The organism is Zhihengliuella flava (genome assembly GCF_015751895.1).
Classification (GTDB): domain Bacteria; phylum Actinomycetota; class Actinomycetes; order Actinomycetales; family Micrococcaceae; genus Zhihengliuella; species Zhihengliuella flava.
Genome location: NZ_JADOTZ010000001.1, coordinates 1,313,207 through 1,337,059, shown reverse-complemented (window position 1 = coordinate 1,337,059; position 23,853 = coordinate 1,313,207). Strand labels below are relative to the sequence as shown.

The window sequence follows — 23,853 nt, the reverse complement described above, 5'->3', positions numbered from 1 at the left end:
AGGAAGTCGAATATCGCCTTGCGAAGGGCCTCGTTGCGGCCATGTACGACAAAGACGGCCCGGCTATCACTCGGACTGCCCACGGCCGCTCTCCTTTCCGCCGGTGACGTCATGACCCTTGAGGGCGAGTACAGCCTTGAGACGGTTCTCCCATCCCTCTTTGTGGATGATCCGGTCGTAGCCAGCTTCTGGATTTGAGAGAAGGTCGATTCGGCTGCGGCGGCTGAGTGTGGTCCAGTCCTCGTACATCACATACAGTGCGTTCCCGTAGTCGAGGTTTTCCAGGACGACAAGGTCCTCACGAAACTTGAATCCGAAGTAGTGAGAGAATTCTCCTACTCCTACGATGACCGCTCCCGGGTGGAACCGCTCCACAGCTTCGAATCTGTTCTGCATGGTCTTCAAGCGCGGACTTCCCGGGCTGCGCTTCAAATGCTTCAGAACCTTGATGAAGTTGGCTTCACCCCTTGGGAGAAGTTCCCATGTCACTTGTTGGTCGTCCAGCCAATCAGCGACTGAGAGCGTCGAGGAAACGATAGAAACGTGAGCGTTGAGGTTCTCCCTCAGGAGTGAGGCTGCCAGGTGAAGGCCGCGCTCATCGAGTTCCGTGCGGTCGAACACGCGATCAACGCGGAAGCCGATAGTGACCTGTCCGTTCGCAGCGCCCCCGACACGAATAAGGATAGGCAGCTGATTCGCATACCAGACCTCCCTCCGGAATACCTGACGCGTGGAGTAGTGCACATGGCTGCCGCGCTTCCTGTCTCCGAAGTTGGGGACTTCCCATCCGCCAATAACCTTCTCGACCTTAGGGAGGTCCTTGCGGACGACGAGCCTGCCGTCGGTGTTGTACCGAGACCACCTGCCGTTGGTGGCTTCGGGCACCACGGCTTCAGTGTGTTGCACAGACGTTCCGTCTGAAGTGATCCCAAGGTGCTCAAGAGCACCGGACGCCAGGTCCGAGAGCGAATAAGTCCTCGCCTTGCTCACGTAGAAGGTGTCCGTTGAGCAACGAGCAACCAAGTCGTTGATGAAGCTAGGGATCTTGGCATATCCGGGCATCTAAACCTCCTCGTGGTTCAAGTCCCCGCCACTGAGGGCGGTCGATCCTATGCACTGCTGTGCTTGCGGAATCGATGATACTAAGGTATCATACTTCAGTCAAGGGGTGATGAACCCATGATGAGTATATCGATAAGAGGGTGCGATAGCTTAGACCTGGTCGTGTTGTTCGAGGTGAGGTGGAGTGCTTGCGTGTCGTCTTCGAGGATGACGATCTTCGGCGTCTGGCCGAAGATGCGTCCTATGCGCCACGGCGCCGGGGTGCAGACATCATTAAGGCATACCGGAAGAAGATCCAGGTACTGCGCGCGGCCACTGACGAACGAGACCTATATGCGATGCGGTCCCTCCGGTTGGAGCAGCTCAAGGGTAACCGGGCCGGAACCTCATCCATCCGCCTGAATGACCAGTTCAGGCTCATCATCAAGTTCGAAACGGATGACGATGGCCGGTTGGCCATCGTCATCGAGATGGTTGATTACCACTGAAGGAGAGTGACGATCATGAGTACGCCGATGGCTGCCGAGGTGTTCCCGGCCGGGGAACACCTGGCTGACGAACTCGACGCGCGCGGCTGGACTCAGGCCGACTTTGCGGAGATTCTGGGACGACCGGCACAGTTCGTCTCCGAGATCATTTCCGGCAAGAAAGAGATCACTCGCGAGTCCGCCGCGCAGATCGCGGCTGCGCTCGGAACAAGCGCAGAGTTCTGGCTCAAGGTTCAAGACTCTTATCTCCTCTGGAAGCAAGCACAGGATTCGCGCACCAGAGAGAGCCTTGACGCCGTGAAGACCCGCGCCAGGTTGCGTGAGTTAGCGCCGGTCGCCTTGCTGAGAAAGCGTGGCTTCATCACCGCTTCTGATCCAGATGGGCAATTGAAAGAGGTCCTTCACCTCTTTGGGATGCAGAGCCTTGATGAGGAGTTGACGGTCAGATTCGCCGCTAGGCGAAGTAACACGGACGAGGCAGTGACAGTGCTCCAGCAAGCCTGGGTCGCGTGCGTCAAGGCCAGTGCGCGTGAGCTGCAGGTTCCGCCATACTCCAGTGATCGACTTCGAGAGTTGGCCGAGCAACTCTCGGAAAGGGCACGCAATCCGGAGGAGTTTGCCGCCTTCCAAGCGTCTTTCGCGGAAGTCGGAGTGAAGCTGATCTACGTTGAAGCGTTCCCCGGAGGGAAGCTCGATGGGTGCGCACTGATCGTCGATGGGACCCCCGTAATTGGCATCTCCGGCCGATGGAAGCGGCTAGACAAAGTGCTCTTCACAATCCTCCACGAAACCGCCCACGTTATGCTTGGCCACCTCACAGAGGACGGTGGGGTCATCATTGACGACCTATCTGAAGAGAGCCAAGACGAGGAAACGGAAGCCGATCAACTTGCTGGAGAACTGGCTATCTCGGGACCGCTCCCCGTAGTTCCGGAACGGCCAAGCGTGACCTGGGCGCAGACGGAGGCGGACGCCTTGGGCGTGCACCCAATCACGTTGATCGGCAGGCTCCAGAACGATCGTCTAATTTCATGGAAAACTACCCTCGTTCGCGACGCGCCCAACGTTACCGATCAGCTAGAACGATGGACGGCACCCGTCCCAGCCTAAACGACGTCACCTCGTCTTCTTCCACACCGTCATCCGGCTCGCCTCGAAACGTCGTGCGATCGATATGGTGTTCTCGCCGCTGTCGCCGGCAGTTTGAATCGCGTCTATCTGCTTGGCCGTCAGAGGTGTTCGACTCCGTCTCGTTTGTTCCGTCACCGCCTCGGCTAGCCTAGAATCAGCCGTGGAGCCCGATGAGCTTAGACCCCGCTTCGCCAGTTCCCACACGGCTTCCGGCCGCTCGACGCCCCTCCACTCATGTGGTTGGAGTCCGCCCCGGCCCACCAAAGTGACAAAGGCCCGGACTTCGGTCCGGGCCTTTGTTGTGTTCCAGCTATTTCTGGGTGGGGGAAGACGTGCCCTCTGGCCCGGCCGCGCGCTCGGCGAGGCGCCGCTGCTCCTCGCGATCCTCCTTGAGGCCCTGCTTGACCGCTGATTTCACCACGCCCCACAGGATGTAGAAGAGTACCGCGACGAAGACGGCGGTCAGGGCAATCGCACTGAAGGGGTCCATGCGGGCACCTTACCAAGCGCCGCATCGTCACCCCCTAGCCGCGGAGGGCCAAGCGCGCGATGATGGCCCCATGACTGATTCGCAGCGCATCCTCACGCCCGCCGACATTCACGAGGCCGGGTTGGCTGACTGGGCCGCCCAGGACGCCACCCTCGTCGCGCGGTTCGCCACCGGAGACTTCGCCACCGGTCTGGAGCTGGTCAACCGCATTGGCGCATCCGCCGAGGACGCCAATCATCACCCGGACCTCACGCTGACCTACCCCGAGGTCGCCGTCACGCTCACCAGCCACGACGTCGGCGGTGTGACCAGCCGCGACATCGACCTGGCGCAGCTGATCAGCGGCCACGCCGCGGACCTCGGGGTGGACGCCGCCTCCGGCGAGTGATCTGAGGGGGTCTAACAAGGCCTCCCACGCCGCTGGCGCGCGCGGTTGGATGGACGGGAGCGTTGAGTGATCCGCTTTTCGCCCGAGTTTCATCATGAGGAGTTTTCAGTGCGCGGAGTAGTTATGCACACCCCCGGAGACGTGCGCGTCGAGGACCGTGCGGATCCAGAGATCCTGGAACCGACGGACGCCATCATCAAGCTGACCGCCACCTGCATCTGCGGGTCCGATCTCTGGCCCTACCGCGGGATTGAGCCCGTGGACCACACCGCCATGGGGCACGAGTACGTCGGCGTCGTCGAGCAGGTCGGCTCCGCCGTGACCACCGTGGTCCCGGGCGACTTCGTCGTCGGATCCTTCGTGATTTCCTGTAACGAGTGCGAGATCTGCCGGGCCGGCTTCCAGTCCAAGTGCGTTCACGCCGAGTTCGTGGCCGGCGGGATCGGCACCCAGGCGGAGAAGGCCCGCATCCCCCACGCGGACGGCACCCTGGTCAAGACGCCGGGGGAGCCGGACCCGGAGATCATCCCGGCCTTGCTCGCCGCGTCCGACGTGCTGGGCACCGGCTGGTTTGCCGCCGTCGCCGCGGAAGCGGGCCCGGGCAAAACGGTCGCCGTGGTCGGCGACGGCGCCGTCGGGCTCATGGGCGTCTTGGCCGCCAAGCGGCTGGGCGCCGAACGCATCATCGCCATGTCCCGGCACCCCGAACGCCAGGAGTTGGCCCGCTACTACGGCGCCACGGACATCGTCGAGGAGCGCGGCGAGGCCGGCGTCGCCAAGATCAAGGAGCTCACCGGCGGGCTGGGCGCGCATTCGGTGATCGAGGCCGTGGGCACCCAAGAGTCCTTCATGCAGGCCGTGGGCGCCACGCGCGGTGGCGGGCACCTCGGCTACGTCGGCGTGAATCACGACGTCCAGATCCCGGGCATCCAGCTGTTCTTCGCCGGTATCCACACCTTGGGCGGCCCGGCACCGGTGCGCCGCTTCCTGCCGGAGCTCATTCAGCTGATCTGGGATCGGGAGATCGATCCGGGCAAAGTCTTTGACCTGACCCTGCCGCTGGAGCAGGCCGCCGAGGGCTACCAGGCCATGGACGAGCGCCGCGCCACCAAGGTCCTGCTCACCGTTTAGGCGGCCCCGGCGCGACGGATGGGCGAACGACGTCGCCGGGCGGGCCGGGTGCCCGTGCCCGCCCGGCGGCGACGCCACCGAAGGCCGGACTTATCCTAGGAAGCATCATGAGTACATCCGACGACGTGCGCGAGTTCCTCATCTCCCGCCGTGCCCAGCTCACGCCTGAACAGGCGGGCCTGCCCGCGGGGTACGGACAGCGGCGCGTGCCCGGATTGCGCCGGGAAGAGGTGGCCATTCTGGCCGGCGTCAGCGTGGACTACTACACCAAGCTGGAGCGGGGGAAGATCCGCAACGCGTCCCAGTCCGTCCTCGACGCGATTGCGGACGCACTGCAGCTGAACGACGTCGAACGGGCCCACCTGCACGATGTGGCTCGGGCGACGGGCCGCCCGGCGGCCGAGCGCCCGGCGCCACCCTCCACCGTCCGGCCGTCCCTGACGCGCATGCTGGAGAGCATGACCGTCCCGGCCATCGTCTACAACCGGCATCAGGACCTCGTGGCGGCCAACGTGTTGGGCCGGGCTATGTTCTGCCAGCACTTTGAAGCGGAGCGGCCCAACCTCGCCCGGTACGTCTTTCTGGATTCGCGGGCGCAAACGTTCTTCGATGATTGGGAGCTGGCCTGCAGCCTCACCGCGGCGATGCTGCGCTTCGAGGCCGGGCGCAACCCGCTCGACGCGGCGCTCACGGAGCTGGTGGGCGAGCTCTCCACCCGCAGTCCCCAGTTCCGGAACCACTGGGCGCAGCGGGACGTGCACGAGCACCGCACCGGGGAAAAGACCTTCCATCACCCGCAGGTGGGCACGCTGGTGGCCACCTACGACGTGCTGGAACTGCCCGGTGAGCCGGACCTGTCCATCACCACCTATACGGCGGAGGCCTCCAGCGCGACCACGGAGAAGTTCACGCTCTTGGCCAGCTGGGCGGCCGGCGCTGCCTCCCCGGACGCCGGCGCGTCACGCCGCGCCGAGCCGTCGGTGAGGCGGGCGCCGGCGGACTAGAACAGCTGGCGTAGGTTCGTTTTGGCGAGGTCCAGCAGCTCGTCCCCGCGCCCATTCATGACGGTCCGCAGGGCGTACAGGGTGAAGCCCTTGACCTGCTCGGCCGTGATGTTCGGCGGCATCGAGAGCTCCTGACGCTCGGTCCGCACATCCAAGAGTGCGGGCCCGTCCACGGCCAAGAACTCCTTGATGGCCTGCGGCAGCTTGCGCGAGGAGTCCACGCGCTTGCCCCAGATGCCCAAGGCGTTGGCCACGGCGGAGAAATCCGGGTTCTCCAGGTCCGTCCCGTACGTGACAAAACCGGCGGCCTTCATCTCCAGCTCCACAAAATTCAGGGAGGAGTTGTTGAAGACCACCACCTTCACCGGCAGCTGGTTCTGCACCAGCGTGATGAGCTCGCCGAACAGCATGCTCAGCCCGCCATCGCCGGAGAGGGCGATCACCTGGCGGGCCGGCTCGTTGGATTGCGCGCCAATGGCCTGCGGCAGGGCGTTGGCCATACTGCCGTGGGCAAAGGAGCCGATCAGCCGGCGCCGGCCGTTCATGCTCAGGTAGCGGGAGGCCCACACCACCGGCGAGCCCACGTCCGGGATGAAAACGGCGTCCTGTGCCGCGTGCTCATCCAGCAGCCGGGCCAGGTATTGCGGGTGGATGGCGGCCTTGCCGCGCCGGGGCACGGCCAAATCGTCGAGCCGCTCCCGCGTCTTGGCGTAGTGCTGGCGGGCGTCCTCGAGGTGCTTGCGCCCAGTGCGCTCCGTCAGCCGGGGCAGCAGCGCCTCCAGCGTGGCCCGGCTGTCCCCGACGAGCCCCAGGTCCACGGGATGCCGCCGGCCCAGTTGGGTGCCGCGCAGGTCAATCTGGAGGGTCCGCGTGTGATCGGGAAAGAACTGCGGGTACGGGAAATCGGTGCCGACCATCAGCAGGGTGTCCGCGTTCTCCATGGCCCGGTACCCGGAGGAGAACCCCAGCAGGCCGGTCATGCCGACGTCGTACGGGTTGTCATACTCGATGTGTTCCTTGCCGCGCAGTGCGTGCACCACGGGAGCGCCGAGCCGCTCGGCAATCGCGACGAGCTCGGTGTGGGCGCCGGCCACGCCGGCACCGGCCAAAATGGTGGTGTTTCCGCCGTCGTTGAGCAGTTCCGCGGCCCGGTCCAGCTCCTGCTCGGACGGGACGACGACGGGGCGGGCCCGGCTGATCTGGGTGGTGCGGGTGCTCTGGGCTTCCGCCAGCGCGACGTCGCCGGGGATGACGAGCACGGCGACCCCGCGCTGCTCGATCGCGGCGCGCAGGGCGATTTCCATCAGCCGCGGCATCTGGGAGGGGTGTGCCACGTACTCCACGTAGACGCTACATTCGCGGAAGAGTTCCTGCGGGTGCGTCTCCTGAAAGTAGGTGGTGCCGATCTCCGGGGTGGGGATGTGTGCGGCGATCGCGAGGACCGGGACGCGGGAGCGCTGCGCGTCGAACAGTCCATTGATCAGGTGCAGATTGCCGGGGCCGCAGGAGCCGGCGCAGACCGCGAGGTCCCCGGTCATTTCCGCCTCCGCAGCGGCCGCGAAGGCCGCCGCTTCCTCGTGCCGGACCTGCACCCAGTCGATGGTGCCGTCCTTGCGCAGCGCGTCCGTGAAGCCGTTCAGCGAATCGCCGGGGAGCCCGTAAACGCGCTCGACGCCGTTGGTGCGCAGCGTGGCAACCATGTTCTCTGCAACCGTGACCATGTTGAACCTTTCGGTACGAGAAAAGGGCGTGAGCCCCTGTGCCTCGCACCTTACTCCTGCCGCGCGGTGCCGTCAGCCGTCTGTGGCCGGAGGAACACTGGTGCCCGGCCAGCGCCCGCTCAGGAGACCTCGTGCTGGTCCGGGAAGAGCATCCGGTAGGTGATTCCGGCGATCGCCGCGCCGATGAGTGGGGCCACGATGAACACCCAGACTTGGCCGAGCGCATCCGGCCCGGCGAACCACGCGACGCTGAGCGAGCGCGCCGGGTTCACGGAGGTGTTGCTGATGGGAATGGAGATCAGGTGGATCAGTGTCAGGGCCAGGCCGATGGCGATGGGCGCGAACCCGGCCGGTGCGCGGCGGTCCGTGGCGCCCAGGATGACGTAGAGGAACACCGCCGTCAGGATGATTTCCGCCAACAGGACGGCCACGAGGGAGTAGCCGTCCGGGGAGCGTTCGGCGTAGCCGTTGGTGGCGAACCCGGAGGCCACCGGGTCAAAGCCCTCCTTGCCCATGGCGACGAGGAGCAGCAGGGCTCCGGCCAACGTGCCCCCGACCAGCTGGGCCACCCAATAGGGGAAGATTTCCTTGGCCTCGGCGCGGCCGGCGAGAACGGCGCCCAACGTCACCGCGGGATTGAAATGCCCGCCGGAGATGTGCCCCACGGCGTAGGCCATCACCAGCACGGTGAGGCCGAACGCGAGGGCCACGCCGACGAACCCGATGCCGAGGTTGACGCCGGCGTCCGTGTCCATCACTTGGGCGGCAAAGATGGCGCTGCCGCAGCCGCCAAAGACGAGGACGAAGGTTCCTAGGAATTCAGCAAGAAGCCGGGTGGGAAGGGCTGGCAAATTCATCGTGATCCTCACGGCCGAGCGCGTCCACGGGCGCGCACTGAGTGTTGATATGCGTCACAGTACCTCGCTCACGTGGAGCAAGGAAGAGTGGGCTGGACCACGTTCTGGCAAGCGGCTTAGCTGAACAGGCTGCCCGCCATGGTGATCATTCCGTCCCTCGGCGCGGTGTCGGTGCGCAGCAGGGCCGACGCCGGGCTCTCCTGAAGCAGCCGGAGCACGGTGAGGGCTGCGCGGACCGTGGACACGGGTTCAGGCTATCGGTGCCCTCCCACGAAATGCGCATCCGGGTGCTCATACGAGGTCAAGAAGGGGTGCGCGGATCGTGCACGTCGAGACCGAGCTCTTCCGCGACGGCCAGCATCTGTCGATCATGGCTGGCCATGGTCACGGTGGAACCGAGCAGCGAGCAGGTCGCCAGGTGGATGGCGTCGAGGGACTTGACGTGCGGCTCGATGGCGGCGGCGAACCGGAGGACGCCGTCGTCGATGCCGAAAAACGATGCGTTGCGCAGCACGTGATCCGCGGACTGTAGGGCTAGGTTCTCTCGGCGTAGAACACGGGCAGCTTCGAGTTTTAACAGCGACGAGGAAGCGAACTCGTCACCTCGTGTCAGATTGGACTTCATCCATGAGGCCGAGCGGCCAAGCGGACGCAGCACCACGTCGAGCGCCACGGAAGAGTCGAGGTACCAGCGCATCAGTGCTCGCCCTTCGCCCAATCGAGGAGAATGCCAACCTCTGCCTGCGTGTAGTCGCCCGGATTTTCGGTCGGCCACAGGACTTCGCCCGTTTTGGGCCTCGTGAGGCGGCCTTCGGTGCGCAGCCTCTCCCACAGGTCCGTTTGGCCGTCGACGGGTTCGATCCGCCAGCGCGGCCTCCCACGTTCCGTGATGAGAACGGGCTCGTTTTCCGCGGAGATCCGGTCGAGCACCTTGGCGGTCTTCTGGTTCAAGTCTCTCTTGCTGATCGACTTCATATCCCCATTGTAGTACCGATGTCTGACATTGAATTCGGGAGCCTGGATGTGGCGGGGGACGAGTGTCATCCAGTTAGGCTATGCCCGGTGTTTTGGGGGCGACAGCGTGGACCGCGTTGCTGTGGACCGACGGCGCAGTGAAACTTGCTGTGGATGGCGAGTCGGCCGTGGGTCGCACCTAGGCGAACAGGTTGCCCGCCATGGCGATCATCCCGTCCCTCGGGGAGGAGGCGTGGGCCAGCGTCCGCTTCGGGATGCGGCCCGCCCCGCGTGCCAGCCGGCCCGCCTCGACGGCGAGGCGCATGGCGTGAGCCATGGCGACGGCGTCGTGCGCCCGGGTCACCGCGCTGGCCAGCAGCACGGCCTCGCAACCGAGCTCCATCGCCTGCACCGCATCCGAGGCCGTGCCGATGCCCGCGTCCAGAATCACTGGCACGGAGGCCCGCGCCACGATGGTCTCGAGGTTGAAGGGGTTTAGCACGCCCTGGCCGGTGCCGATGGGCGAGCCCGCCGGCATGACGGCCGCGACGCCGACGTCCTCCAGCCGCTTGGCCGTCACCGGGTCATCGTTGGTGTAGGCGAGCACGGTGAAACCGTCATTGATGAGGATCTCCGCGGCCTCCAGCGTCTCCACGGGGTCTGGTAGCAGCGTGTCCTCGTCCGCGATGACCTCGAGCTTCACCCAGTGAGTCTCCAGGGCCTCCCGCGCCATCTGCGCGGTGAGCACGGCGTCCCGGGCCGTGTAGCACCCGGCCGTGTTGGGCAGCGGCCGCACGCCGAGGCGCTGCAGCATCGCGAAGACGCTGGAGCCCGTCTCCGCGGAGAACCGGCGCATGGCCACCGTGGTCAGCTCCGTGCCGGACGCCACGAGGGCGTCCTCTAGCGTGGACAGGCTCGTGGCCCCGCCGGTGCCCATGATGAGGCGGCTGGAAAGTTCCACGCCGTCGATGATGAGGTTCTGTTGCTGGCTCATGTCAGCCTCCCTGCGTTGCCGTGACGAGCTCGATTCGGGCGCCGCCGACGCCGGTGGTGACCCAGCGGGCCCGCGGGACGACCTCGCCGTCGACGGCGGCGGCCACACCGGTGCCCTGCCCGCCCGGCAGGCGGCCGTCGTCGCCCACCTCGCGGCCGATCTCCGCGGCGATCACCTCCCGCAGGGTGGCGCCGGGCGCGGCGGTGCGCTCGGCGCCGTTCAGGGTGAAGGTCACGTCCGTTTCCGGTGGGTGGGGGGTGCTCATGGGGTGCTCCTAGCGGTCACGGTTGCGGGAAAGCGGTCTGGTGCGACGGCGGCCAGCAGGGCCGCCACGTTCGCCTCGGCGGTCAGGGGGAGGAGGGACGGGCCCGCTGCGTCGTCGTGCCCCGTCGACGGCGGCGGGGAGCCGGCGACCAGGTCCGCGGTGAGCCGCGCCCCCAGCGGCGCCAGCAGGATCCCGTGGCGCGAGTATCCGGTGGAGACCACGAGGCCGGGATCCCGGCGGCCGATGAGGGGGACGTCATCCGGGGTGCCCGGGCGGGCCCGCGCAGTGGCCTCCTCTAGCGTGGAATCCAGCACGCCGGGCAGGATGCGGTGGGCGGAGTCGAGGAGTTCGTGGACGGACTCGGTGCGTACGCCCGCGCCGGAATCCTCGCGGCTGGAGGCGCCAAGGACAATCCCGTCCCCCCGCGGCACCGCGTAGACGGGCCGCCCGTTGACCAGCGCACGCACCGTCCGGGTGATGAGCGGGTGGTTGGACGCTGGCAGCTTCAGGCGCAGGATGTCCCCGTGAATGGGCCGCAGCGGAAGGTCGGCCAGCTCGCGCGCGGCGAGGCCGGTGGCCAGCACCACCTGGTCGGCGGCCAGGCGCCGCCCGTCGGAGAGGACGACGCCGTCCGTCGCCCGCCCGGCGTCCGTGGTGGTGCCCGTGAGGGCGGACACGCCCCGGCGGATGAGTTCGGCGCGGGGGTGGGCCTCGAGGTGCCGGAGCAGGGCCGCGGTGAGTCGGCGCGGGTCGACGTGGTGGTCCTCGGGGAGGAGGACGCCGCCGGAGATCGCGGGGGAGAGGGCGGGCTCGAGCCGGCGGAGCTGCCGGGTGGTGGCCGTTTCCACGGGCAGGCCGGCCGCGCGCTGGATGGCCGTCAGGTCCGCCAGTGCGGCCCGGTCCGCGGCGTCGGCCCCGACCACGAGGGTGCCGTTACGCACGTGACCCAGATCGGCGGCGTCGCCGTCTGCGTGGCCGAGGCGGGCCAAGAAGTCCGGGTACATCCGCCCGGAGGCGATCATGAGCGGGTACAGCGCGTTCTGTCCCCACACCATTTCCGCGGCGGGTGCCAGCATGCCCGCGGCGGCGTGGCTGGCGCCCGAGGCCGGGGCCGGGTCACACACCGTGACGGCCCACCCACGGGGTAGCAGTTCGGCGGCGGTGGCGAGGCCGATGATCCCGGCACCCGCGACGACGACGTGCGGCATTTTCCTCCCTACGGCGGCATGACCCGCATCAGGTGTGGTGGTCGGCGCCTACCTGCCTCGGCGCCCTCTCAGCCCGGTTCGGGCTCCCACGGAACGCGCCTATTGTAGACACATGGCTGAGATCGATGAGGCACTCATGACGGACGGCTTCGGCGCGACCCCGGGCGGGCTGACGCGGACGGAGCGGCTGGAGCGGTTGACCGCGGCCCGCCTGTACGTGTGCACCAACGCGCGCACCGAGCAGGCGGACCTCGAGGACTTCCTGGGTGCCGCGTACGCCGGCGGGGTGGACATCATCCAGCTGCGGGACAAGTCCATGGAGGCCGCCGCGGAGATCGAGCGCGTGAACCTCCTGGGGCGCGTGGCGCGGGAGGCGGGCGCCCTATTCTCGGTCAACGACCGCGCGGACATTGCCGTGCTGACCGGCGCCGATGTGCTGCACCTGGGGCAGGGGGACTTGTCCACCATGCAGACGCGCACGCTGGTGGGCCCGGAGGTGCTGATCGGCCGCAGCACGCACTCGCTCAATCAAATCAACGCGGCCAATCAGGACCCGGGCATCGACTACTTCTGCGTGGGGCCGGTGTGGGAGACGCCCACCAAGCCGGGCCGGGCCGCCGTCGGGCTGGACCTACTGGGTTATGCCTCCGCCGTGGCGAAGAAGCCGTGGTTCGCCATCGGCGGGATCGACGCGCAGCGTCTGCCCGAGGTGCGTGAGGCGGGGGCCGAGCGGATCGTCGTCGTGCGCGCCATCACCGAGGCGGCCGATCCGGCCGCGGCCGCCCGCGAGCTGCTCGCCGGGCTCTAGGCTCGGGTGAGCGCCCCGGCGTAGCTGATGGGTTCTACGGGACCGTGTAGCCGGCGGCGCGGACCAGCTCGTACCACTCGGGCCGGGTCAGGGGCAGTTCGGACCCTTCCGCGGCGGCCGTGATGCGCTCTGGCGTGGTGGTGCCGAGGACCACCTGCATCCCGGCCGGGTGGCGCGTGATCCACGCGGTGGCGATGGCGATCGGCGCCACCTGGTACTTCGCGGCCAGGCGGTCGATCACCGCGTTCAGCTCGGGAAAGGCCGGTGAACCGAGGAACGGCCCCGCCGCCGTGCCGGACTGGAACGGGGACCACGCCTGCACCGTGATTCCGTGCAGCCGGCAGTAATCCAGCACCCCACTGTCCCGCGAGGCGGACTGCTCGAGGTGGGCCATGTTGGCGGCCAGGCCCTGGGTCACGAGCGGCGCGTGCGCGATGGACAGCTGCAGCTGATTGACGATGATCGGCTGCCGTACGTGCTGGCGCAGCAACTCGATCTGCCCGGGCGTGTGGTTGGAGACGCCAAACGCATGGACCTTCCCGGCGGCGTGCAGGTCATCAAACGCGCGGGCCACCTCCTCCGGCTCCATGAGGGCGTCCGGGCGGTGCAGCAGCAGGATGTCCAGGTAGTCCGTGCCGAGCGCCCGCAGCGAGCCCTCGACCTGCCGGGTCAGGTGTTCGTAGGAGAAGTCGAAGTAGGGTCCCGAGCGGACAATTCCCGCCTTGGACTGCAGCGTGTACTGGTCCCGCTCGGCGGCGCTGAGCTGCATGGCTTCGGCAAACCGGCGCTCGCAGCCGTGGGTGTCCACGCCGTAGATGTCGGCATGATCGAAGAACGTGATCCCGGCCTCGCGGGCCGCGCGCACCAGTTCGCGCACCTGATCGTCGGACTTGTCCTGAATGCGCATCAGGCCCTGAATGAGGTTGGGCGCCGGCAGGGTGACGCCGGGCAGTGACGTGGTCTTCATTTCTCTCCTGAGGTGGTGGCGCTGAGGCGGTTCATCTGATCCTCCGTGAGCTGCAGGTGCGCGGCCTGGGCCGAGTCCTGAATGCTGGCGGCGCGTGAGGCGCCGGGGATGGGAACGACGACGGGTGCGAGCGCCAGCTCCCACGCCAGCGTCACCTGATACACGCTGACCTCCAGCTCGGCCGCAACCTCCGCGAAGGCCGCGTGGTCGCGGGCCAGCTCTCCAGCCCGGGCGATGCCGCCCAGCGGGCTCCACGGCAGGAACGCGATGGACTTGGCCGCGCAGTGACGCAACTCCTCCTCGGAGGAGCGGAAGCGCGGGCTGAACTGGTTTTGGACCGAGGCCAGCCGGCCGCCGAGGATCGCGTCGGCCGTCTCGATCTGCTCGATGTTCGCGTTGGAGATCCCCGCCAGAGCGATCACGCCCTCGTCCAGCAGCTCGCGGATCGCGCCGATCGAATCCTCGTAGGGAACCTCCGGGTCCGGCCGGTGGAACTGGTAGAGGCCGATCGCCTCGACGCCGAGCCGCTGCGCCGAGGCCTTGGCGGCTTCCTTGAGGTACTCGGGGCGGCCGTTCTTGGTCCACGAGCCGTCGCCCGGGCGCAGGTGACCGCCCTTGGTGGCGACCAAGACGTCGTCGGCCCCGGGGCCGTACTCGCGCAAGGCGCGGGCGATGAGCTCCTCGTTGTGCCCGACCTCGCGAGTGTCCCGGTGGTACGCGTCCGCGGTGTCGATCAAGGTGACCCCGGCGTCCAGCGCGGCGTGGATGGTCGCTACGGACTGCGCGGTGTCCGGGCGGCCCTCGATGGACAGGGGCATGCCGCCGAGGCCGAGGGCCGAGACGGTGCGGTCTCCGATCCGGCGGGTGGGCAGTGTCCTGTGGTGCACGGGTACTCCTCGCGTGGTGGGTTCTAGTGCCGTGTGTCACTCTAGAAAGCAGGCATTTAGAAGTCCAACAGTTTTGATGGATAACACTGAGCAGTAGGAGCGATCAATGGATCTGCGGCAGATGGAGTACCTCGTGGCGCTCGCCGAGGAGCGGAACTTCACGCGCGCGGCCGAGCTCACGCGGATCTCCCAGTCCGGTTTCTCGGCGGCCATCCGCACGCTCGAGGAGGAGATGGGCGCGCAGCTCTTCCGCCGGACGACGCGGCGGGTGGAGGCCACCGAGGCGGGGCTGGCGCTCTTGCCGCACGCGCGGGCCATGCTGCAGCAAGCGGCGTCGGCGCGCGACGCCGTCGTGCAGGCCAGCCAGGCCGTCGCCGGCACGCTGCGGATCGGGTCCGAACAGTGCCTCGGCGTCGTGGACATCAACCCGCTGCTCGAGCGGTTTCATCGGCGGCACCCGGCCGTGGAGACGCACTTTGCGCAGCGGGGATCGCAGGAGCTGATGTCCATGGTGCGCGACGGCGAGCTGGACGTGGCGCTGGTGGCCACCCGCGGGCACTTTGGGTCCCTGACCCACCGCGAGCTCGGGCGGGAGCCGCTGGTCTTCCTGGCTCACGAGGGGCACGAGCTGCTGTCCGGGCGGCGGCCGGTACCGGCGGGCCCGGCCCAAGGGGTCGGTGCGCGGGAGGCGCAGGCCGTGCAATGGGCGGATCTGGCGGACCGGGAGTTTGTCGATTTCGGCCCGTCGTGGGGGATTCGTGAGTTGACCGACGCGGCGTTCGAGTTCAACGGGGTGCACCGGCGGGTGCGGTGCACGGTCAACGACGTGCACACGCTGCTGGATTTGGTGGCCCGGCGCCTCGGGGTGGCCGTGGTGCCGCGCCACGTGGCCATGAAGCCGCAGGCCCAAGGGCTCATGATGCTGGCGCTGCCGCGGTCCGGGACGCCCGAGTGGACGGTCTCGGTGGTCACGGCCGGGCCGGAGCGCGCGGAGGCGCCGGCTCGGCACCTGCTGGGGCTGCTGGAGGGCGCCCCGGCGTGTAGTGCCGAACCCGCGCCGCTCACGGGCGCAGCGGGGTGAGGGGTGCGCCGCGCCTTCGCTGGTGCGGCGGCCGAACGTCAAGACCGGCGCAACCGGGCGGCCCGTGGACCTGCCCGGAGGTGTCCGGTCCGCTGCCGCTAGGCTGTGGGAATGAGTGCGACGCCGGGCCTTGAGTCACACCGTGTGCAGCCGGCGCATCAGGCTGCGCGGGGTCGCTGGGCGGCGGCGATGGCGACGCTGCTTTCCCACGTGTTCTCTCCGGCGCTCCTCGGCACGCTGGTTCTGGTCAGCATCCCCCTGCGCCATCCTGAGACGGCGTGGCCTGCCACCCTGGTGGCCGTCGCGTTCACGATGGCCATCCCGTGGCTGGCGCTCGTAGCGATGCGCTGGTCCGGCCGGGTGAGCGACATGCATGTCACCCGGCGCGAGCAGCGCTGGCCGCTACTGCTGATCGCCTTCGGGTCCATCCTGACCGGGCTCGGGGTCTTGACCGCGACGGCGGCGCCCGCCGTCGTCGTCGCCGAGGTGGGCCTCTTCCTGCTCGGCCTGCTGATCGTCGGCACGGTCAATCTGTTCTGGAAGCTTTCCATTCACGCGGCCGTCGCCTCATTCGCCGCGCTGTACTGCGTGTTGCTGCTGCCGCTGGGGGCGCACCTCGCGGTGATCGTGGTCGCGCTCGTCGGATGGAGCCGCGTGCGCATCGGCCATCACACGCCAGGCCAGGTCTTGGCCGGAACGGTGGTGGGCGTGGTGGTCAGCCTCGGTGGGCTACTGCCACTGTTCCCGGCCTGACGCCGCGCTCCGGCGCGGCGCACGCCTCAGGGTTTAGCGCCCGAGCAGGCGCGCGAGGAACCCCTTCTTCTGCGCGGTAGGGTGGCCGGCGCACCACTGGCTGGCGGGGACGCCGGACTTGACGGAATCCACGTGTTGACCGCAGCCGGCCCACGTCGTTTTTCCGCATTCTGTGCACGTGACTCCTCGGCACATGAGGCCTCCTCAGGTTTGATGACTGTCCGTCGTCGAGTGGCGGATAACTGCTCACCATAATACCCCACGGGGTATCTTGGTCGTTCTGGTGAGAGGAGGCGGGTGCCGGAGGGCTCGCGCTGAGGGCGCCGCCGCGCGGTGGGAAGGACCACGCGACGACGCCACATGGATTGAGCGGCTGCGCTACTGCGCGGCCCAGACCTTAAAGTCCTCACCCGAGAAGTCGAAGGTGGACCCGACGCGCACCTGCGCGCCCTCCGTGGCCTCCGCCGGGACGTCGAAGCAGGCCTGATAGCTGGAGGAGCCGCCGGCCGAGAGGTTCGGCTGGTCGATCGCACTGTTCTCCAGCACCGCCACGCACGTGGTGGTCGAATAGATGCGCGCGTCCGAGCCGACCAGCTCGAGGTTGAGGTCAAGCCAGGGCGTGCCTTCCTCGTCCCCGGTGTAGGTGACGCTGAGGTCGGTGAGCACGTATTGCCCCTCGGCGGGGCTGTTGAACTCATTGGCCGCAGCGACGTCCTCCGTGGCGTCGAGGTTCACCGCGTCCACGGTGACCTCGTAGTCGCCCACCGCGGCGGTGGCGCCTGGCGTCAGCGCCTCTTGAGTAACGTCCGCCTGGTCAGTGGCGGCTTCCGCGGTATCGCCGTCGGCGGCCGCCGAGGCACCCGCGGCGACCTCCGCTGGGTCCGCATCCCGCACGCCGGTCTCCGCCTCCTCCATGGACTCGTTGAAGGAGCGTTCCACCTCATCGAGCGCGGCCGTGTAGAAGGCCTGCGTGGCAAAAACCACCACGATGGCCACCACGGCGATGATGCTGGAGGCGATGCCGAAGCCCTTGCCGCCGTTCTTCTTGGCGGCCACGACGAGGGAGGTGATGCCGAGGATCAGGGCGATGAAACCCAGTACGGCGGCCGCGTTGTTGATGATCGGGACCGCGGAGAGCAGCAACGCGATGATGGCGATGACCAGAGCGGCGATCCCCAGGCCCTTGCCGGCCGAGGACTTGACAGGTGCCGGCGGCGTGGGCGCCGGCGCGGTGTATTGACTCATGAGTTCCCCCAAGGATTCAGTGATGATGACCGCGCGAAAGCCTCGCGCGGTACGGAATCATCCTTGCGGGGCACCCCCACACAATAGGAACGGGACGGCGCCGGCGTCGTCGTACCCAGACAAAAAACTGAGCCCCGTTCCGCAGAACGGGGCTCAGTATGGTGCGGCGGTGATCAGGCCAGCTGGGCCAGCGCGTTGTTGCGGCGGCCGAACAGGGCGGCGTCGAGCGAGACCTTGCCCGGCCCTGCCAGCGCCAAGGCCAGGGCGGCGGCGCCGAGCGCCAGGACGAGCTCAAACCCGCCGTTCTCCACGAACACCCCCGAGCCCAGGTGGACCATGAAGAGCGCTCCCGCCATGATGGCGGCTAGGGCGAACGCGGCGGGTCGGGTCAGGAATCCGATGATGAGGAGAATTCCGCCGACGAGTTCGATGCTGGCTACGATCGGCGCTGCCACCTCGGCGGCAGGAATGCCCATCTGAGCAAAGGCGCCGGCGGTTCCGGCGAGCGTGTACTCGTTGAACTTCTGCAGGCCGTGCGCCACGAAGAGGGCGCCGATGGCGAGGCGAAGGAGCAGGCGGGCGGCAGACGTAGCGGGTGTCGCGGTGTTCATGGGGATAGCCCATCACAGTTATATTGAAGCTTCAACTAAATGTGACCTCACGCTGCCTCTGCCGACGCCCCCGGCGGCTAGGCCGTGCGGACCACCATTTTGCCCGTGTTGGCGCCCCGCATGAGTCCCAGGAACGCGTCGACGGCGTTCTCGATCCCGTCCACCACCGTCTCGTCGTAGCGAATCTCACCGTCGGCAAACCACTGGCTCATCCGCTGGTTGTACTCGCCCGCCTTGTCGAGGTGGTTCCCCAGCGTGAAGCCGCGCATGGACAGGCTGGACTTGATGAAGGAGACCAGGTTGTCCGGGCCCTGCGGCGCCTGCTGCGCGTTGTACTGGGAAATCGCCCCGCACAGGGCCAGGCGGCCGTGATCGTTCATCACGTCGATGGCGGCCTCGAGGTGGTCCCCACCCACGTTGTCGAAGAACACGTCCACCCCGCCCGGCACCAGGGCCGGCAGCTGCTCCCGGACAGGGGCGTCCTTATAGTTCAGGGCCGCGTCGAACCCGTACTTGTCCGTGAGCAGTGCAACCTTCTCCGCCGAGCCGGCCGAGCCCACCACGCGGGCCGCGCCGAGCAGGCGCGCGATCTGCCCGGCGGCGGTGCCCACGGCGCCGGCCGCGCCGGAGATGAACACGGTCTCCCCGGGCTGGACGGGGGCAATCTCGGTCAGGCCGACGTAGGCCGTCAGGCCGGTCATGCCTAGGATTCCGAGGTAGAGCGAGGAGGGGGCGTCCGGGAGTTCGGGGACCGCGCGGAACGCGTCCGCGTCGGCCTGAGCGACGTCCCGCCAGCCGAGCTGGTGCAACACTAGGGTGCCCTCCGGGAGCGATGCGGCGCGGGAGGCCACCACGCGGCCCACGGCGCCGCCCGTCATGACCTCGCCCAGCTCGAACGGGGCGACGTAGCTCTTGGCCGCGGACATCCGGCCGCGCATATAGGGGTCCACGGAGACGAACTCGTTGGCCACCCGCACCTGCCCCTCGGCGAGGTCCGGGAGGTCGACGGTGACGGTGCGGAAATTCTCCGCCGTCGGCCAGCCCTCGGGGCGGGAAGCCAGCTGAATCTGGGTGCTCTGTGCGTGGGTGGTCTCAGGCATGGGGCCTCGACTTTCTGTGGTGGGTGTTACAGGAGAGCTAGGAGCAGCACGACGACGGCGGCCGCCGGGAGGATCCCCTGCCGCGCCGCCGCCCCGCGCTTGTCCGGTGAACTCAGCGCGAGCACCGCCGCGGCCGCGGCCATGGACCCCAGGCCCGCGAAGGCGAGCGTGAGGCCCACGGTGGTGGCGCCGGCTGCCGTGGCGATGACGCCTGCTCCGGCGAGGATCGCGAGGAACAGGTTGTAGAAGCCCTGATTGAAGGCCAGTTCACGCGTGGCGCGCGCCGATTCCTCGGTGGTGCCGAAGATGGCGCGAGCGCGCGGGGATGTCCAGGCGAGGGATTCAAGGTAGAAGATCACCACGTGGAGCCCCGCGGCGAGGGCGGCAAGGGTGAGGCCGGCGATGATCATAGGGATCCTTGGCTCGGGAAACGAATTATTGAACTGACCATTCCAATATATACTGGAACGAACGGTACGCAAAGAGCGATGGTGGGAGGCCCGCGTGGGGCGAGTGCAGACCTTTGACACGGACGTGGCGGCCCGCGCCGCCCGCGAGGTGTTTTGGCGCCGGGGGTATGAGGCGGCGGCGATTCCCGAGCTGGAGGCCGCCACGGGCTTGCGCCGGTCCAGCCTGTACAACACGTTCGGCAGCAAGCGGGGCCTGTTCGACGCCGCCGTGCGCAGCTACCTGCAGGAAGTCATCGCCCCGCGGTTGCGGCCCATGACCGGCGACAACGTGGACGGCGAGGCCGTCGTCGACTACCTGCGCGGGGTGAAGTCGGCGCTCGCGGACCCGGACGCGGCCGCGGGGCGGTACGGGTGCTTGTTGATGAATACGGCCGGGGCGCCGGTGGCCATGGAGCCCGCGGTGGGCGAGGCCGTGGCGGCCTACCGGGAAGAGCTGCGCGCCGCACTGTACGCCGGGGTGAGCGCGCGTCATCCGCGCGCCGAGCCGGAGCAGTGGGCGCGTGTGGCGGAGGCGGTGACCGCGCTGGTGACCTCCGCCTTTGCGCTCACCCGCGTCGATCACGCGGTGGCGCTGCGGAGCCTCGAGACGGCGCTGGAGCTGGTGGATTAGCGGGCGCGGCGCTCAGGCTGATAGGAGGCCTGCGCCCCGGCGCGGGTGACGGAGCGGGCCGCGAACTCGTTCCCTGCCGCCGCCGCGTGGCGGAGCGAATCGCCCGCCGCCAGCCGGGCGGCGAGGGCCCCGACGAAGGCGTCTCCCGCGCCGGTGCTGTCCACCGGCGTGGCCGGGACGGCGTCGATCCGCTCGCACCGCACGGCGAGTTCGGCCGGCTCGTCGGACGAGCCGGGGCTACCGGGTTCGGCGACGAGGCACCCGGCCGCGCCGAGCGTGATGACCGCGCTGCGCACCCCGAGCCCCACGAGGGCCCGGGCCGCGCCCTCGGGCGTGGACGCCCGCTCGCCGCCGCGGCCCACTAGCGCGCGTGCTTCCTGCTCGTTGACCACCAGCGGGTCGGCGGTCAGGAGCGTGGATTCTGCGACGCGGACCACCGGCGCGAGGTTTAGGACCAAGCGGGCCGGCGCGCCGCCGTCGTGCTCCGTGGCCCGGACGGCTGCCGCTGCGGTGTCTAGGGCCTCCGGCGGAATTTCTCCTTGGAGGACGACGACGCCGCCCAGGCGGCCGAGTCCGCGGACCCGTTCCACGCCGACGAGCGCATTGGCACCGGGCACCACAGCGATGGAGTTTTCCCCATCCGCGTCAATCTGGATCAGGGCGGTTCCGGTGGGCCCGTCCACCGTGGCCACGCCCGTCAGGTCCACACCGGCCCCGCGCAGCAGTTCGAGGGCCACGCTGGCGTGTTGGTCCCGGCCCACGGCGCCGATCAGCGCGGTCTCCGCGCCGCTGAGCGCCGCCGCGAGGGCCTGGTTGGCGCCCTTGCCGCCCGGGGAGACGGCGAGGGTGTTCGCCAGGACCGTCTGACCGGGGGCGGGCAGGCGCTGCATGGTCACGGCGAGGTCCACGTTGAGGGAACCGATCACGGTGACGCGCGGGACGGGCGGGGCGGGCATGGCGGGTTAGCCGACGGCGAGGGTCATGAAGAAGGGCATCATGAACAGCGGGATGAGGAACATCAGCCCGAAGACGATCCAGAACCCCAGGTGCACGTAGCCGATGATGAGCCCGGCGATCGCCAGCCCGTCCCCGGCCTCGCCCGTTTCCCGGATCTGCTTGCGGGCCAGGTGGCCAAAGACGATGCCCACGACCGCGATGAAGAAGCTGGAGACCAGGGAGATGATGGCGAAAGTGTTGGTGGGCCGCATGCCCGCCGGGTACCCCGCTCCCGGATGCCCGTAGGGGCCGGCTGGAGCGGCGCCGGCCTGCGGGTACTGCGGGCCGGGCTGATGCTGCGGGTAGCCGTATTGGTGGTAGCCGGGCTGCTGCGTACCGGGCTGTTGGCCTGGTTGCTGCGCCCCCGGCTGGTGCTGGTGCGGCTGCTGCGGGTCCGATGCCCCGGATTGTGGCGTGCTCATGCGGTCTCCTTCTCCTGCGGTCGGCATCCTGCGCGGCGCGGTGGCGCCTCACGCTGCACGGCGTTGACGTCAGCCTACCGGCGCGGGGTGCTCGTCGGCCCGCGGTCGGCCCCTGCTGTGGACAACGAGCGTGGCCAGCCGGGGCGCCAGCTGACTAGGACGCCCACGCCGGGAGGAACTCGTCCAGCGGGTTCTCAGTCTCCCAATACCGGGCCACCGTCCAGGTGCCATCTGCGTTCGGCTCGAGCAACACGGCCGTATCCCGCGTCGAATCGTCCGCTCCGCTGGAGATGTGGGACCGCAGGGCGTTGATGATGACGGCGCCGTCGTAGATCACGGCCCCGCCGACGCAGGGCGTCCCGGCCACCACCATGGCGCAGTCCGGGTAGCCGGGCGTCTCCCAGAGCTCGAAGACGGCGATCATCGGATCCGGCGGCGCGAGGACCGTGCCGACCAGCTCGTGGTCCGCCTCGCCTCCCACCTCGCCGCCGTCCCACTCGGTGGACCCGCCGCTTTCGACCGGGTCGTCTTCGCTGCCCGGCAGCGGGCCGATCTGCTCCGGGGCCTCGGGAAAGGGCGCGTAGCCGGGCGCCTCGTCGTCGGCGTCGTCCGCCCACACCCCGCCGGCCGCGTCGTCATCGCTGGTCTCGTTGCCCCAGTCCTCGTCGGCGGCATCGGTCGAAGCGGCCGCAGCGTCGGCCGGATCAGCGGCCGCGGCCGAGGTGTCCTGCGGCGTGCCGGAGGCCGAGTCGCCCGCGGACATCCACCCTTCCTCGTCGGCTCCGGCGCCGGTCAGGATGAGCAATCGCACCACATGTGCGGCGTCAGCCCCGGTGGTGTCCTTGGCGAGAGCCGGGCGATGAATCTGGCCATCCCGGTAGTCGGTCCAGCCCACCCAGTAGTGTTCGCCGTCAATCACAGCACCGGCTCCGCGCGCCTCGTCGACGGTCATCATCACCCCGGCGACCTCCTCGACGTAGGTGTCCTCGTCCGAGTCCGCGTCAAAGTCGGCCACGCGGGCGGCAAAGTCCTCCTCGGTGAACGTGTCGCTGAAGCCCACGCTGATGCCGATGCGCGCGTACGTGCCCTCCTCGGCGTCGGCAAAGGTGCGCTGATACAGGCACAATTCCGGCAACTCCTCATCCTCGGTCTCCACCACCGTTTGCTCGGCCGAGTTCAACTCGGTCACGAAGTAGTCGGCGATGGTGTCCCCGGTGAGTGGGCAGTCGCCCGACGAGGAGGAGCAGGCGGCGAGGGTGCTCGCAGTGAGAACCAACGCGCCGGCGACGGCGAGGCAGCGGCAGGGGTGGGGCGTCATGACGGGACCTCGGTGATGGGTGGGTGAATCGGTGATTGACGTTCGCGCCATCGGCGGTGGAGCCGCCACGCGCTGAAGCCGCCCCAGAGCAGCACGACGCCGGTGACCCAGCCCAGTGCCCACAGGGAGTCGGTCGGCAGGACCTGACCGGTGAAGCCCGTCGGCGCCTGCGCGCTCAGCCCCAGATAGGTGCCGGTGGTGGCGGGCTCGGCCAGGTCCGCTCCGGCGGCAATGCCGGCGACGGCGACCGCCAGCCCCAGGGCGAGAACGGTGAGGAGGGCGCGGGTGGTGGTCCAGCCGAGCCGACCGAACCGGCTGCTCGCCCGGCGCGCGGGCCGGGTCAGCAGCAGGAAGACGACGAGCGCGAGGGCGGCCAGCAGCGCGAAGATAACCCACGGGGCACCCGAGTCGTCGGGAGTTCGGGCGACCCAGGACGCGGGGAGGGTTTGGGCCGCGCTCCGCAACAGGCCCGGTGCCGCCATCCACCACGTGGAGACAATCATGACGGCGCCGAGCAGGCCGGCCGCGATGATCAGCAGGCACAGGGCCACGGCCGTGTTGCGGAGACCGATGGCCCACAACCGGCCGTCCGTGGCGATGTTCAGCGGGTTCACGCCCGGCGCAGCGACGGTGTGCGGGTTGTAGTTGAGGTAGCCGCGGCCTCCGCAGGTAGGGCAGGAGAGGGTGGCCTGCAGCCCACGGTCCGTGCAGGGACAAGCCCATTCGCCGAGCGCCGTTTGCCGTGCCATGCGGGCCCCCATCCGCCAGGTCCCGAGGGTGCCCGCTCGCCGGGCGCGCTCCCCGAGGTTGGGTTCAGGATAGACCCGCAGGCGCCCCGTGGGTAGGGGAGTGGTCGGGTCATGGCCCGCGCCAAGGGCCCCGGGCATGAGTC

Annotated in this window: 29 protein-coding genes and 1 riboswitch; of the genes, 9 read left to right on the top strand and 20 right to left on the bottom strand. The window is 68.6% G+C overall.

Going from position 1 to position 23,853, the window contains the following annotated elements:
* Window positions 1-66: 66 nt before the first annotated feature.
* On the bottom strand, window positions 67-1,062 hold the full coding sequence (locus IW252_RS06140; RefSeq protein WP_196835754.1) for a hypothetical protein: 996 nt from the start codon (window positions 1,060-1,062) through the stop codon (window positions 67-69).
* 188 nt (window positions 1,063-1,250) lie between these two features.
* On the opposite strand from IW252_RS06140, the gene IW252_RS06135 reads away from it, so the two are divergent.
* Both IW252_RS06135 and IW252_RS06130 read left to right on the top strand, forming a co-directional pair.
* Window positions 1,251-1,550 (top strand): type II toxin-antitoxin system RelE/ParE family toxin, encoded by a 300-nt coding sequence (locus tag IW252_RS06135; protein ID WP_196835753.1) that lies wholly within the window; start codon window positions 1,251-1,253, stop codon window positions 1,548-1,550.
* Between the two features lie 15 nt (window positions 1,551-1,565).
* Window positions 1,566-2,660: a HigA family addiction module antitoxin gene (locus IW252_RS06130; protein WP_231365929.1), complete on the top strand. Its 1,095-nt coding sequence runs from the start codon at window positions 1,566-1,568 to the stop codon at window positions 2,658-2,660.
* A 331-nt stretch (window positions 2,661-2,991) separates the two neighbouring features.
* Here the strand turns inward: IW252_RS06130 and IW252_RS06125 are convergent, their stop codons facing one another.
* The gene (locus IW252_RS06125) at window positions 2,992-3,171 is read right to left on the bottom strand and encodes a hypothetical protein (protein ID WP_196835752.1); all 180 of its coding nucleotides are present in this window, start codon (window positions 3,169-3,171) and stop codon (window positions 2,992-2,994) included.
* Between the two features lie 70 nt (window positions 3,172-3,241).
* Here IW252_RS06125 and IW252_RS06120 point away from each other — a divergent pair, with 70 nt between their 5' ends.
* From IW252_RS06120 to IW252_RS06110, 3 genes are all read left to right on the top strand, one after another.
* Window positions 3,242-3,559, top strand: coding sequence for a 4a-hydroxytetrahydrobiopterin dehydratase (locus tag IW252_RS06120; protein WP_196835751.1), 318 nt, complete (start codon window positions 3,242-3,244; stop codon window positions 3,557-3,559).
* A 108-nt stretch (window positions 3,560-3,667) separates the two neighbouring features.
* On the top strand, window positions 3,668-4,690 hold the full coding sequence (locus tag IW252_RS06115; protein ID WP_196835750.1) for a zinc-dependent alcohol dehydrogenase family protein: 1,023 nt from the start codon (window positions 3,668-3,670) through the stop codon (window positions 4,688-4,690).
* A gap of 107 nt (window positions 4,691-4,797) precedes the next feature.
* Window positions 4,798-5,694, top strand: a complete 897-nt coding sequence (locus IW252_RS06110) for a helix-turn-helix transcriptional regulator (RefSeq protein ID WP_196835749.1) — start codon at window positions 4,798-4,800, stop codon at window positions 5,692-5,694.
* Here IW252_RS06110 and poxB read toward each other — a convergent pair.
* The 8 genes from poxB to thiO form a co-directional block, all read right to left on the bottom strand.
* A complete protein-coding gene (gene poxB / locus IW252_RS06105) occupies window positions 5,691-7,415 on the bottom strand; it encodes a ubiquinone-dependent pyruvate dehydrogenase (protein WP_196835748.1) in 1,725 nt (574 codons plus the stop codon). The genes IW252_RS06110 and poxB overlap by 4 nt on opposite strands.
* A 119-nt stretch (window positions 7,416-7,534) precedes the next feature.
* Window positions 7,535-8,272 carry an aquaporin Z gene (gene aqpZ, locus IW252_RS06100; RefSeq protein WP_196835747.1) on the bottom strand — a complete coding sequence of 246 codons (738 nt, stop codon included), beginning with the start codon at window positions 8,270-8,272 and terminating at the stop codon, window positions 7,535-7,537.
* Window positions 8,273-8,388: 116 nt separating this feature from the next.
* Window positions 8,389-8,517, bottom strand: coding sequence for a hypothetical protein (locus tag IW252_RS13645; protein WP_269208233.1), 129 nt, complete (start codon window positions 8,515-8,517; stop codon window positions 8,389-8,391).
* A 56-nt stretch (window positions 8,518-8,573) separates the two neighbouring features.
* On the bottom strand, window positions 8,574-8,969 hold the full coding sequence (locus IW252_RS06095; RefSeq protein ID WP_196835746.1) for a PIN domain-containing protein: 396 nt from the start codon (window positions 8,967-8,969) through the stop codon (window positions 8,574-8,576).
* Window positions 8,969-9,247, bottom strand: a complete 279-nt coding sequence (locus tag IW252_RS06090; protein ID WP_196835745.1) for a type II toxin-antitoxin system Phd/YefM family antitoxin — start codon at window positions 9,245-9,247, stop codon at window positions 8,969-8,971. The genes IW252_RS06095 and IW252_RS06090 overlap by 1 nt, the downstream gene beginning before the upstream one ends.
* Window positions 9,248-9,425: 178 nt before the next feature.
* The gene (locus IW252_RS06085; protein ID WP_196835744.1) at window positions 9,426-10,220 is read right to left on the bottom strand and encodes a thiazole synthase; all 795 of its coding nucleotides are present in this window, start codon (window positions 10,218-10,220) and stop codon (window positions 9,426-9,428) included.
* Window position 10,221: 1 nt separating this feature from the next.
* Window positions 10,222-10,485 carry a sulfur carrier protein ThiS gene (gene thiS, locus IW252_RS06080; protein ID WP_196835743.1) on the bottom strand — a complete coding sequence of 88 codons (264 nt, stop codon included), beginning with the start codon at window positions 10,483-10,485 and terminating at the stop codon, window positions 10,222-10,224.
* Entirely contained in the window at window positions 10,482-11,693 is a 1,212-nt protein-coding gene (gene thiO / locus IW252_RS06075) for a glycine oxidase ThiO (RefSeq protein ID WP_196835742.1), read from the bottom strand. Before thiO ends, thiS begins: the two co-directional genes overlap by 4 nt.
* Window positions 11,682-11,793, bottom strand: a riboswitch (TPP riboswitch). (Overlaps the previous gene by 12 nt.)
* Before the next feature lie 36 nt (window positions 11,794-11,829).
* On the opposite strand from thiO, the gene thiE reads away from it, so the two are divergent.
* Window positions 11,830-12,501, top strand: coding sequence for a thiamine phosphate synthase (gene thiE, locus IW252_RS06070; protein WP_196837141.1), 672 nt, complete (start codon window positions 11,830-11,832; stop codon window positions 12,499-12,501).
* A 34-nt stretch (window positions 12,502-12,535) separates the two neighbouring features.
* Here the strand turns inward: thiE and IW252_RS06065 are convergent, their stop codons facing one another.
* Both IW252_RS06065 and IW252_RS06060 read right to left on the bottom strand, forming a co-directional pair.
* The gene (locus tag IW252_RS06065; RefSeq protein ID WP_196835741.1) at window positions 12,536-13,468 is read right to left on the bottom strand and encodes an aldo/keto reductase; all 933 of its coding nucleotides are present in this window, start codon (window positions 13,466-13,468) and stop codon (window positions 12,536-12,538) included.
* On the bottom strand, window positions 13,465-14,340 hold the full coding sequence (locus tag IW252_RS06060) for an aldo/keto reductase (protein WP_196837140.1): 876 nt from the start codon (window positions 14,338-14,340) through the stop codon (window positions 13,465-13,467). The genes IW252_RS06065 and IW252_RS06060 overlap by 4 nt, the downstream gene beginning before the upstream one ends.
* Window positions 14,341-14,461: 121 nt before the next feature.
* On the opposite strand from IW252_RS06060, the gene IW252_RS06055 reads away from it, so the two are divergent.
* Window positions 14,462-15,436, top strand: coding sequence for a LysR family transcriptional regulator (locus IW252_RS06055; RefSeq protein WP_231365927.1), 975 nt, complete (start codon window positions 14,462-14,464; stop codon window positions 15,434-15,436).
* A 111-nt stretch (window positions 15,437-15,547) separates the two neighbouring features.
* On the top strand, window positions 15,548-16,189 hold the full coding sequence (locus tag IW252_RS06050; RefSeq protein ID WP_196835740.1) for a phosphatase PAP2 family protein: 642 nt from the start codon (window positions 15,548-15,550) through the stop codon (window positions 16,187-16,189).
* Window positions 16,190-16,567: 378 nt separating this feature from the next.
* On the opposite strand, the gene IW252_RS06045 is transcribed toward IW252_RS06050, so the two are convergent.
* From IW252_RS06045 to IW252_RS06030, 4 genes are all read right to left on the bottom strand, one after another.
* A complete protein-coding gene (locus tag IW252_RS06045) occupies window positions 16,568-17,434 on the bottom strand; it encodes a DUF4352 domain-containing protein (protein ID WP_196835739.1) in 867 nt (288 codons plus the stop codon).
* Between the two features lie 173 nt (window positions 17,435-17,607).
* Window positions 17,608-18,045: a DoxX family protein gene (locus tag IW252_RS06040; RefSeq protein ID WP_196835738.1), complete on the bottom strand. Its 438-nt coding sequence runs from the start codon at window positions 18,043-18,045 to the stop codon at window positions 17,608-17,610.
* Window positions 18,046-18,122: 77 nt separating this feature from the next.
* Window positions 18,123-19,145, bottom strand: a complete 1,023-nt coding sequence (locus IW252_RS06035) for an NADP-dependent oxidoreductase (RefSeq protein ID WP_196835737.1) — start codon at window positions 19,143-19,145, stop codon at window positions 18,123-18,125.
* A gap of 26 nt (window positions 19,146-19,171) precedes the next feature.
* Window positions 19,172-19,555 carry a DUF1304 domain-containing protein gene (locus IW252_RS06030; RefSeq protein WP_196835736.1) on the bottom strand — a complete coding sequence of 128 codons (384 nt, stop codon included), beginning with the start codon at window positions 19,553-19,555 and terminating at the stop codon, window positions 19,172-19,174.
* A gap of 94 nt (window positions 19,556-19,649) precedes the next feature.
* Between IW252_RS06030 and IW252_RS06025 the strand changes: the two genes are divergently transcribed.
* Window positions 19,650-20,225: a TetR/AcrR family transcriptional regulator gene (locus IW252_RS06025; RefSeq protein ID WP_196835735.1), complete on the top strand. Its 576-nt coding sequence runs from the start codon at window positions 19,650-19,652 to the stop codon at window positions 20,223-20,225.
* Here the strand turns inward: IW252_RS06025 and IW252_RS06020 are convergent.
* The 4 genes from IW252_RS06020 to IW252_RS06005 form a co-directional block, all read right to left on the bottom strand.
* Window positions 20,222-21,181: a ribokinase gene (locus tag IW252_RS06020; RefSeq protein WP_196835734.1), complete on the bottom strand. Its 960-nt coding sequence runs from the start codon at window positions 21,179-21,181 to the stop codon at window positions 20,222-20,224. The genes IW252_RS06025 and IW252_RS06020 overlap by 4 nt on opposite strands.
* Window positions 21,182-21,187: 6 nt before the next feature.
* A complete protein-coding gene (locus IW252_RS06015; RefSeq protein ID WP_231365926.1) occupies window positions 21,188-21,643 on the bottom strand; it encodes a DUF4190 domain-containing protein in 456 nt (151 codons plus the stop codon).
* A gap of 154 nt (window positions 21,644-21,797) precedes the next feature.
* The gene (locus tag IW252_RS06010; RefSeq protein ID WP_196835732.1) at window positions 21,798-22,961 is read right to left on the bottom strand and encodes a hypothetical protein; all 1,164 of its coding nucleotides are present in this window, start codon (window positions 22,959-22,961) and stop codon (window positions 21,798-21,800) included.
* Window positions 22,958-23,710 (bottom strand): hypothetical protein, encoded by a 753-nt coding sequence (locus IW252_RS06005; protein ID WP_196835731.1) that lies wholly within the window; start codon window positions 23,708-23,710, stop codon window positions 22,958-22,960. Before IW252_RS06005 ends, IW252_RS06010 begins: the two co-directional genes overlap by 4 nt.
* Window positions 23,711-23,853 lie beyond the last annotated feature (143 nt).

Coding starts and splice junctions, on each gene's coding strand:
- IW252_RS06140 (WP_196835754.1), bottom strand. CDS start 1,062: ATGCCCGGATATGCCAAGATCCCTAGCTTCATCAACGACTTGGTTGCT.
- IW252_RS06130 (WP_231365929.1), top strand. CDS start 1,566: ATGAGTACGCCGATGGCTGCCGAGGTGTTCCCGGCCGGGGAACACCTG.
- IW252_RS06125 (WP_196835752.1), bottom strand. CDS start 3,171: ATGGACCCCTTCAGTGCGATTGCCCTGACCGCCGTCTTCGTCGCGGTA.
- IW252_RS06120 (WP_196835751.1), top strand. CDS start 3,242: ATGACTGATTCGCAGCGCATCCTCACGCCCGCCGACATTCACGAGGCC.
- IW252_RS06110 (WP_196835749.1), top strand. CDS start 4,798: ATGAGTACATCCGACGACGTGCGCGAGTTCCTCATCTCCCGCCGTGCC.
- poxB (WP_196835748.1), bottom strand. CDS start 7,415: ATGGTCACGGTTGCAGAGAACATGGTTGCCACGCTGCGCACCAACGGC.
- aqpZ (WP_196835747.1), bottom strand. CDS start 8,272: ATGAATTTGCCAGCCCTTCCCACCCGGCTTCTTGCTGAATTCCTAGGA.
- IW252_RS06095 (WP_196835746.1), bottom strand. CDS start 8,969: ATGCGCTGGTACCTCGACTCTTCCGTGGCGCTCGACGTGGTGCTGCGT.
- IW252_RS06090 (WP_196835745.1), bottom strand. CDS start 9,247: ATGAAGTCGATCAGCAAGAGAGACTTGAACCAGAAGACCGCCAAGGTG.
- IW252_RS06085 (WP_196835744.1), bottom strand. CDS start 10,220: ATGAGCCAGCAACAGAACCTCATCATCGACGGCGTGGAACTTTCCAGC.
- thiS (WP_196835743.1), bottom strand. CDS start 10,485: ATGAGCACCCCCCACCCACCGGAAACGGACGTGACCTTCACCCTGAAC.
- thiO (WP_196835742.1), bottom strand. CDS start 11,693: ATGCCGCACGTCGTCGTCGCGGGTGCCGGGATCATCGGCCTCGCCACC.
- thiE (WP_196837141.1), top strand. CDS start 11,830: ATGACGGACGGCTTCGGCGCGACCCCGGGCGGGCTGACGCGGACGGAG.
- IW252_RS06065 (WP_196835741.1), bottom strand. CDS start 13,468: ATGAAGACCACGTCACTGCCCGGCGTCACCCTGCCGGCGCCCAACCTC.
- IW252_RS06055 (WP_231365927.1), top strand. CDS start 14,462: ATGGATCTGCGGCAGATGGAGTACCTCGTGGCGCTCGCCGAGGAGCGG.
- IW252_RS06050 (WP_196835740.1), top strand. CDS start 15,548: ATGAGTGCGACGCCGGGCCTTGAGTCACACCGTGTGCAGCCGGCGCAT.
- IW252_RS06045 (WP_196835739.1), bottom strand. CDS start 17,434: ATGAGTCAATACACCGCGCCGGCGCCCACGCCGCCGGCACCTGTCAAG.
- IW252_RS06040 (WP_196835738.1), bottom strand. CDS start 18,045: ATGAACACCGCGACACCCGCTACGTCTGCCGCCCGCCTGCTCCTTCGC.
- IW252_RS06035 (WP_196835737.1), bottom strand. CDS start 19,145: ATGCCTGAGACCACCCACGCACAGAGCACCCAGATTCAGCTGGCTTCC.
- IW252_RS06030 (WP_196835736.1), bottom strand. CDS start 19,555: ATGATCATCGCCGGCCTCACCCTTGCCGCCCTCGCCGCGGGGCTCCAC.
- IW252_RS06020 (WP_196835734.1), bottom strand. CDS start 21,181: ATGCCCGCCCCGCCCGTCCCGCGCGTCACCGTGATCGGTTCCCTCAAC.
- IW252_RS06015 (WP_231365926.1), bottom strand. CDS start 21,643: ATGAGCACGCCACAATCCGGGGCATCGGACCCGCAGCAGCCGCACCAG.
- IW252_RS06010 (WP_196835732.1), bottom strand. CDS start 22,961: ATGACGCCCCACCCCTGCCGCTGCCTCGCCGTCGCCGGCGCGTTGGTT.
- IW252_RS06005 (WP_196835731.1), bottom strand. CDS start 23,710: ATGGCACGGCAAACGGCGCTCGGCGAATGGGCTTGTCCCTGCACGGAC.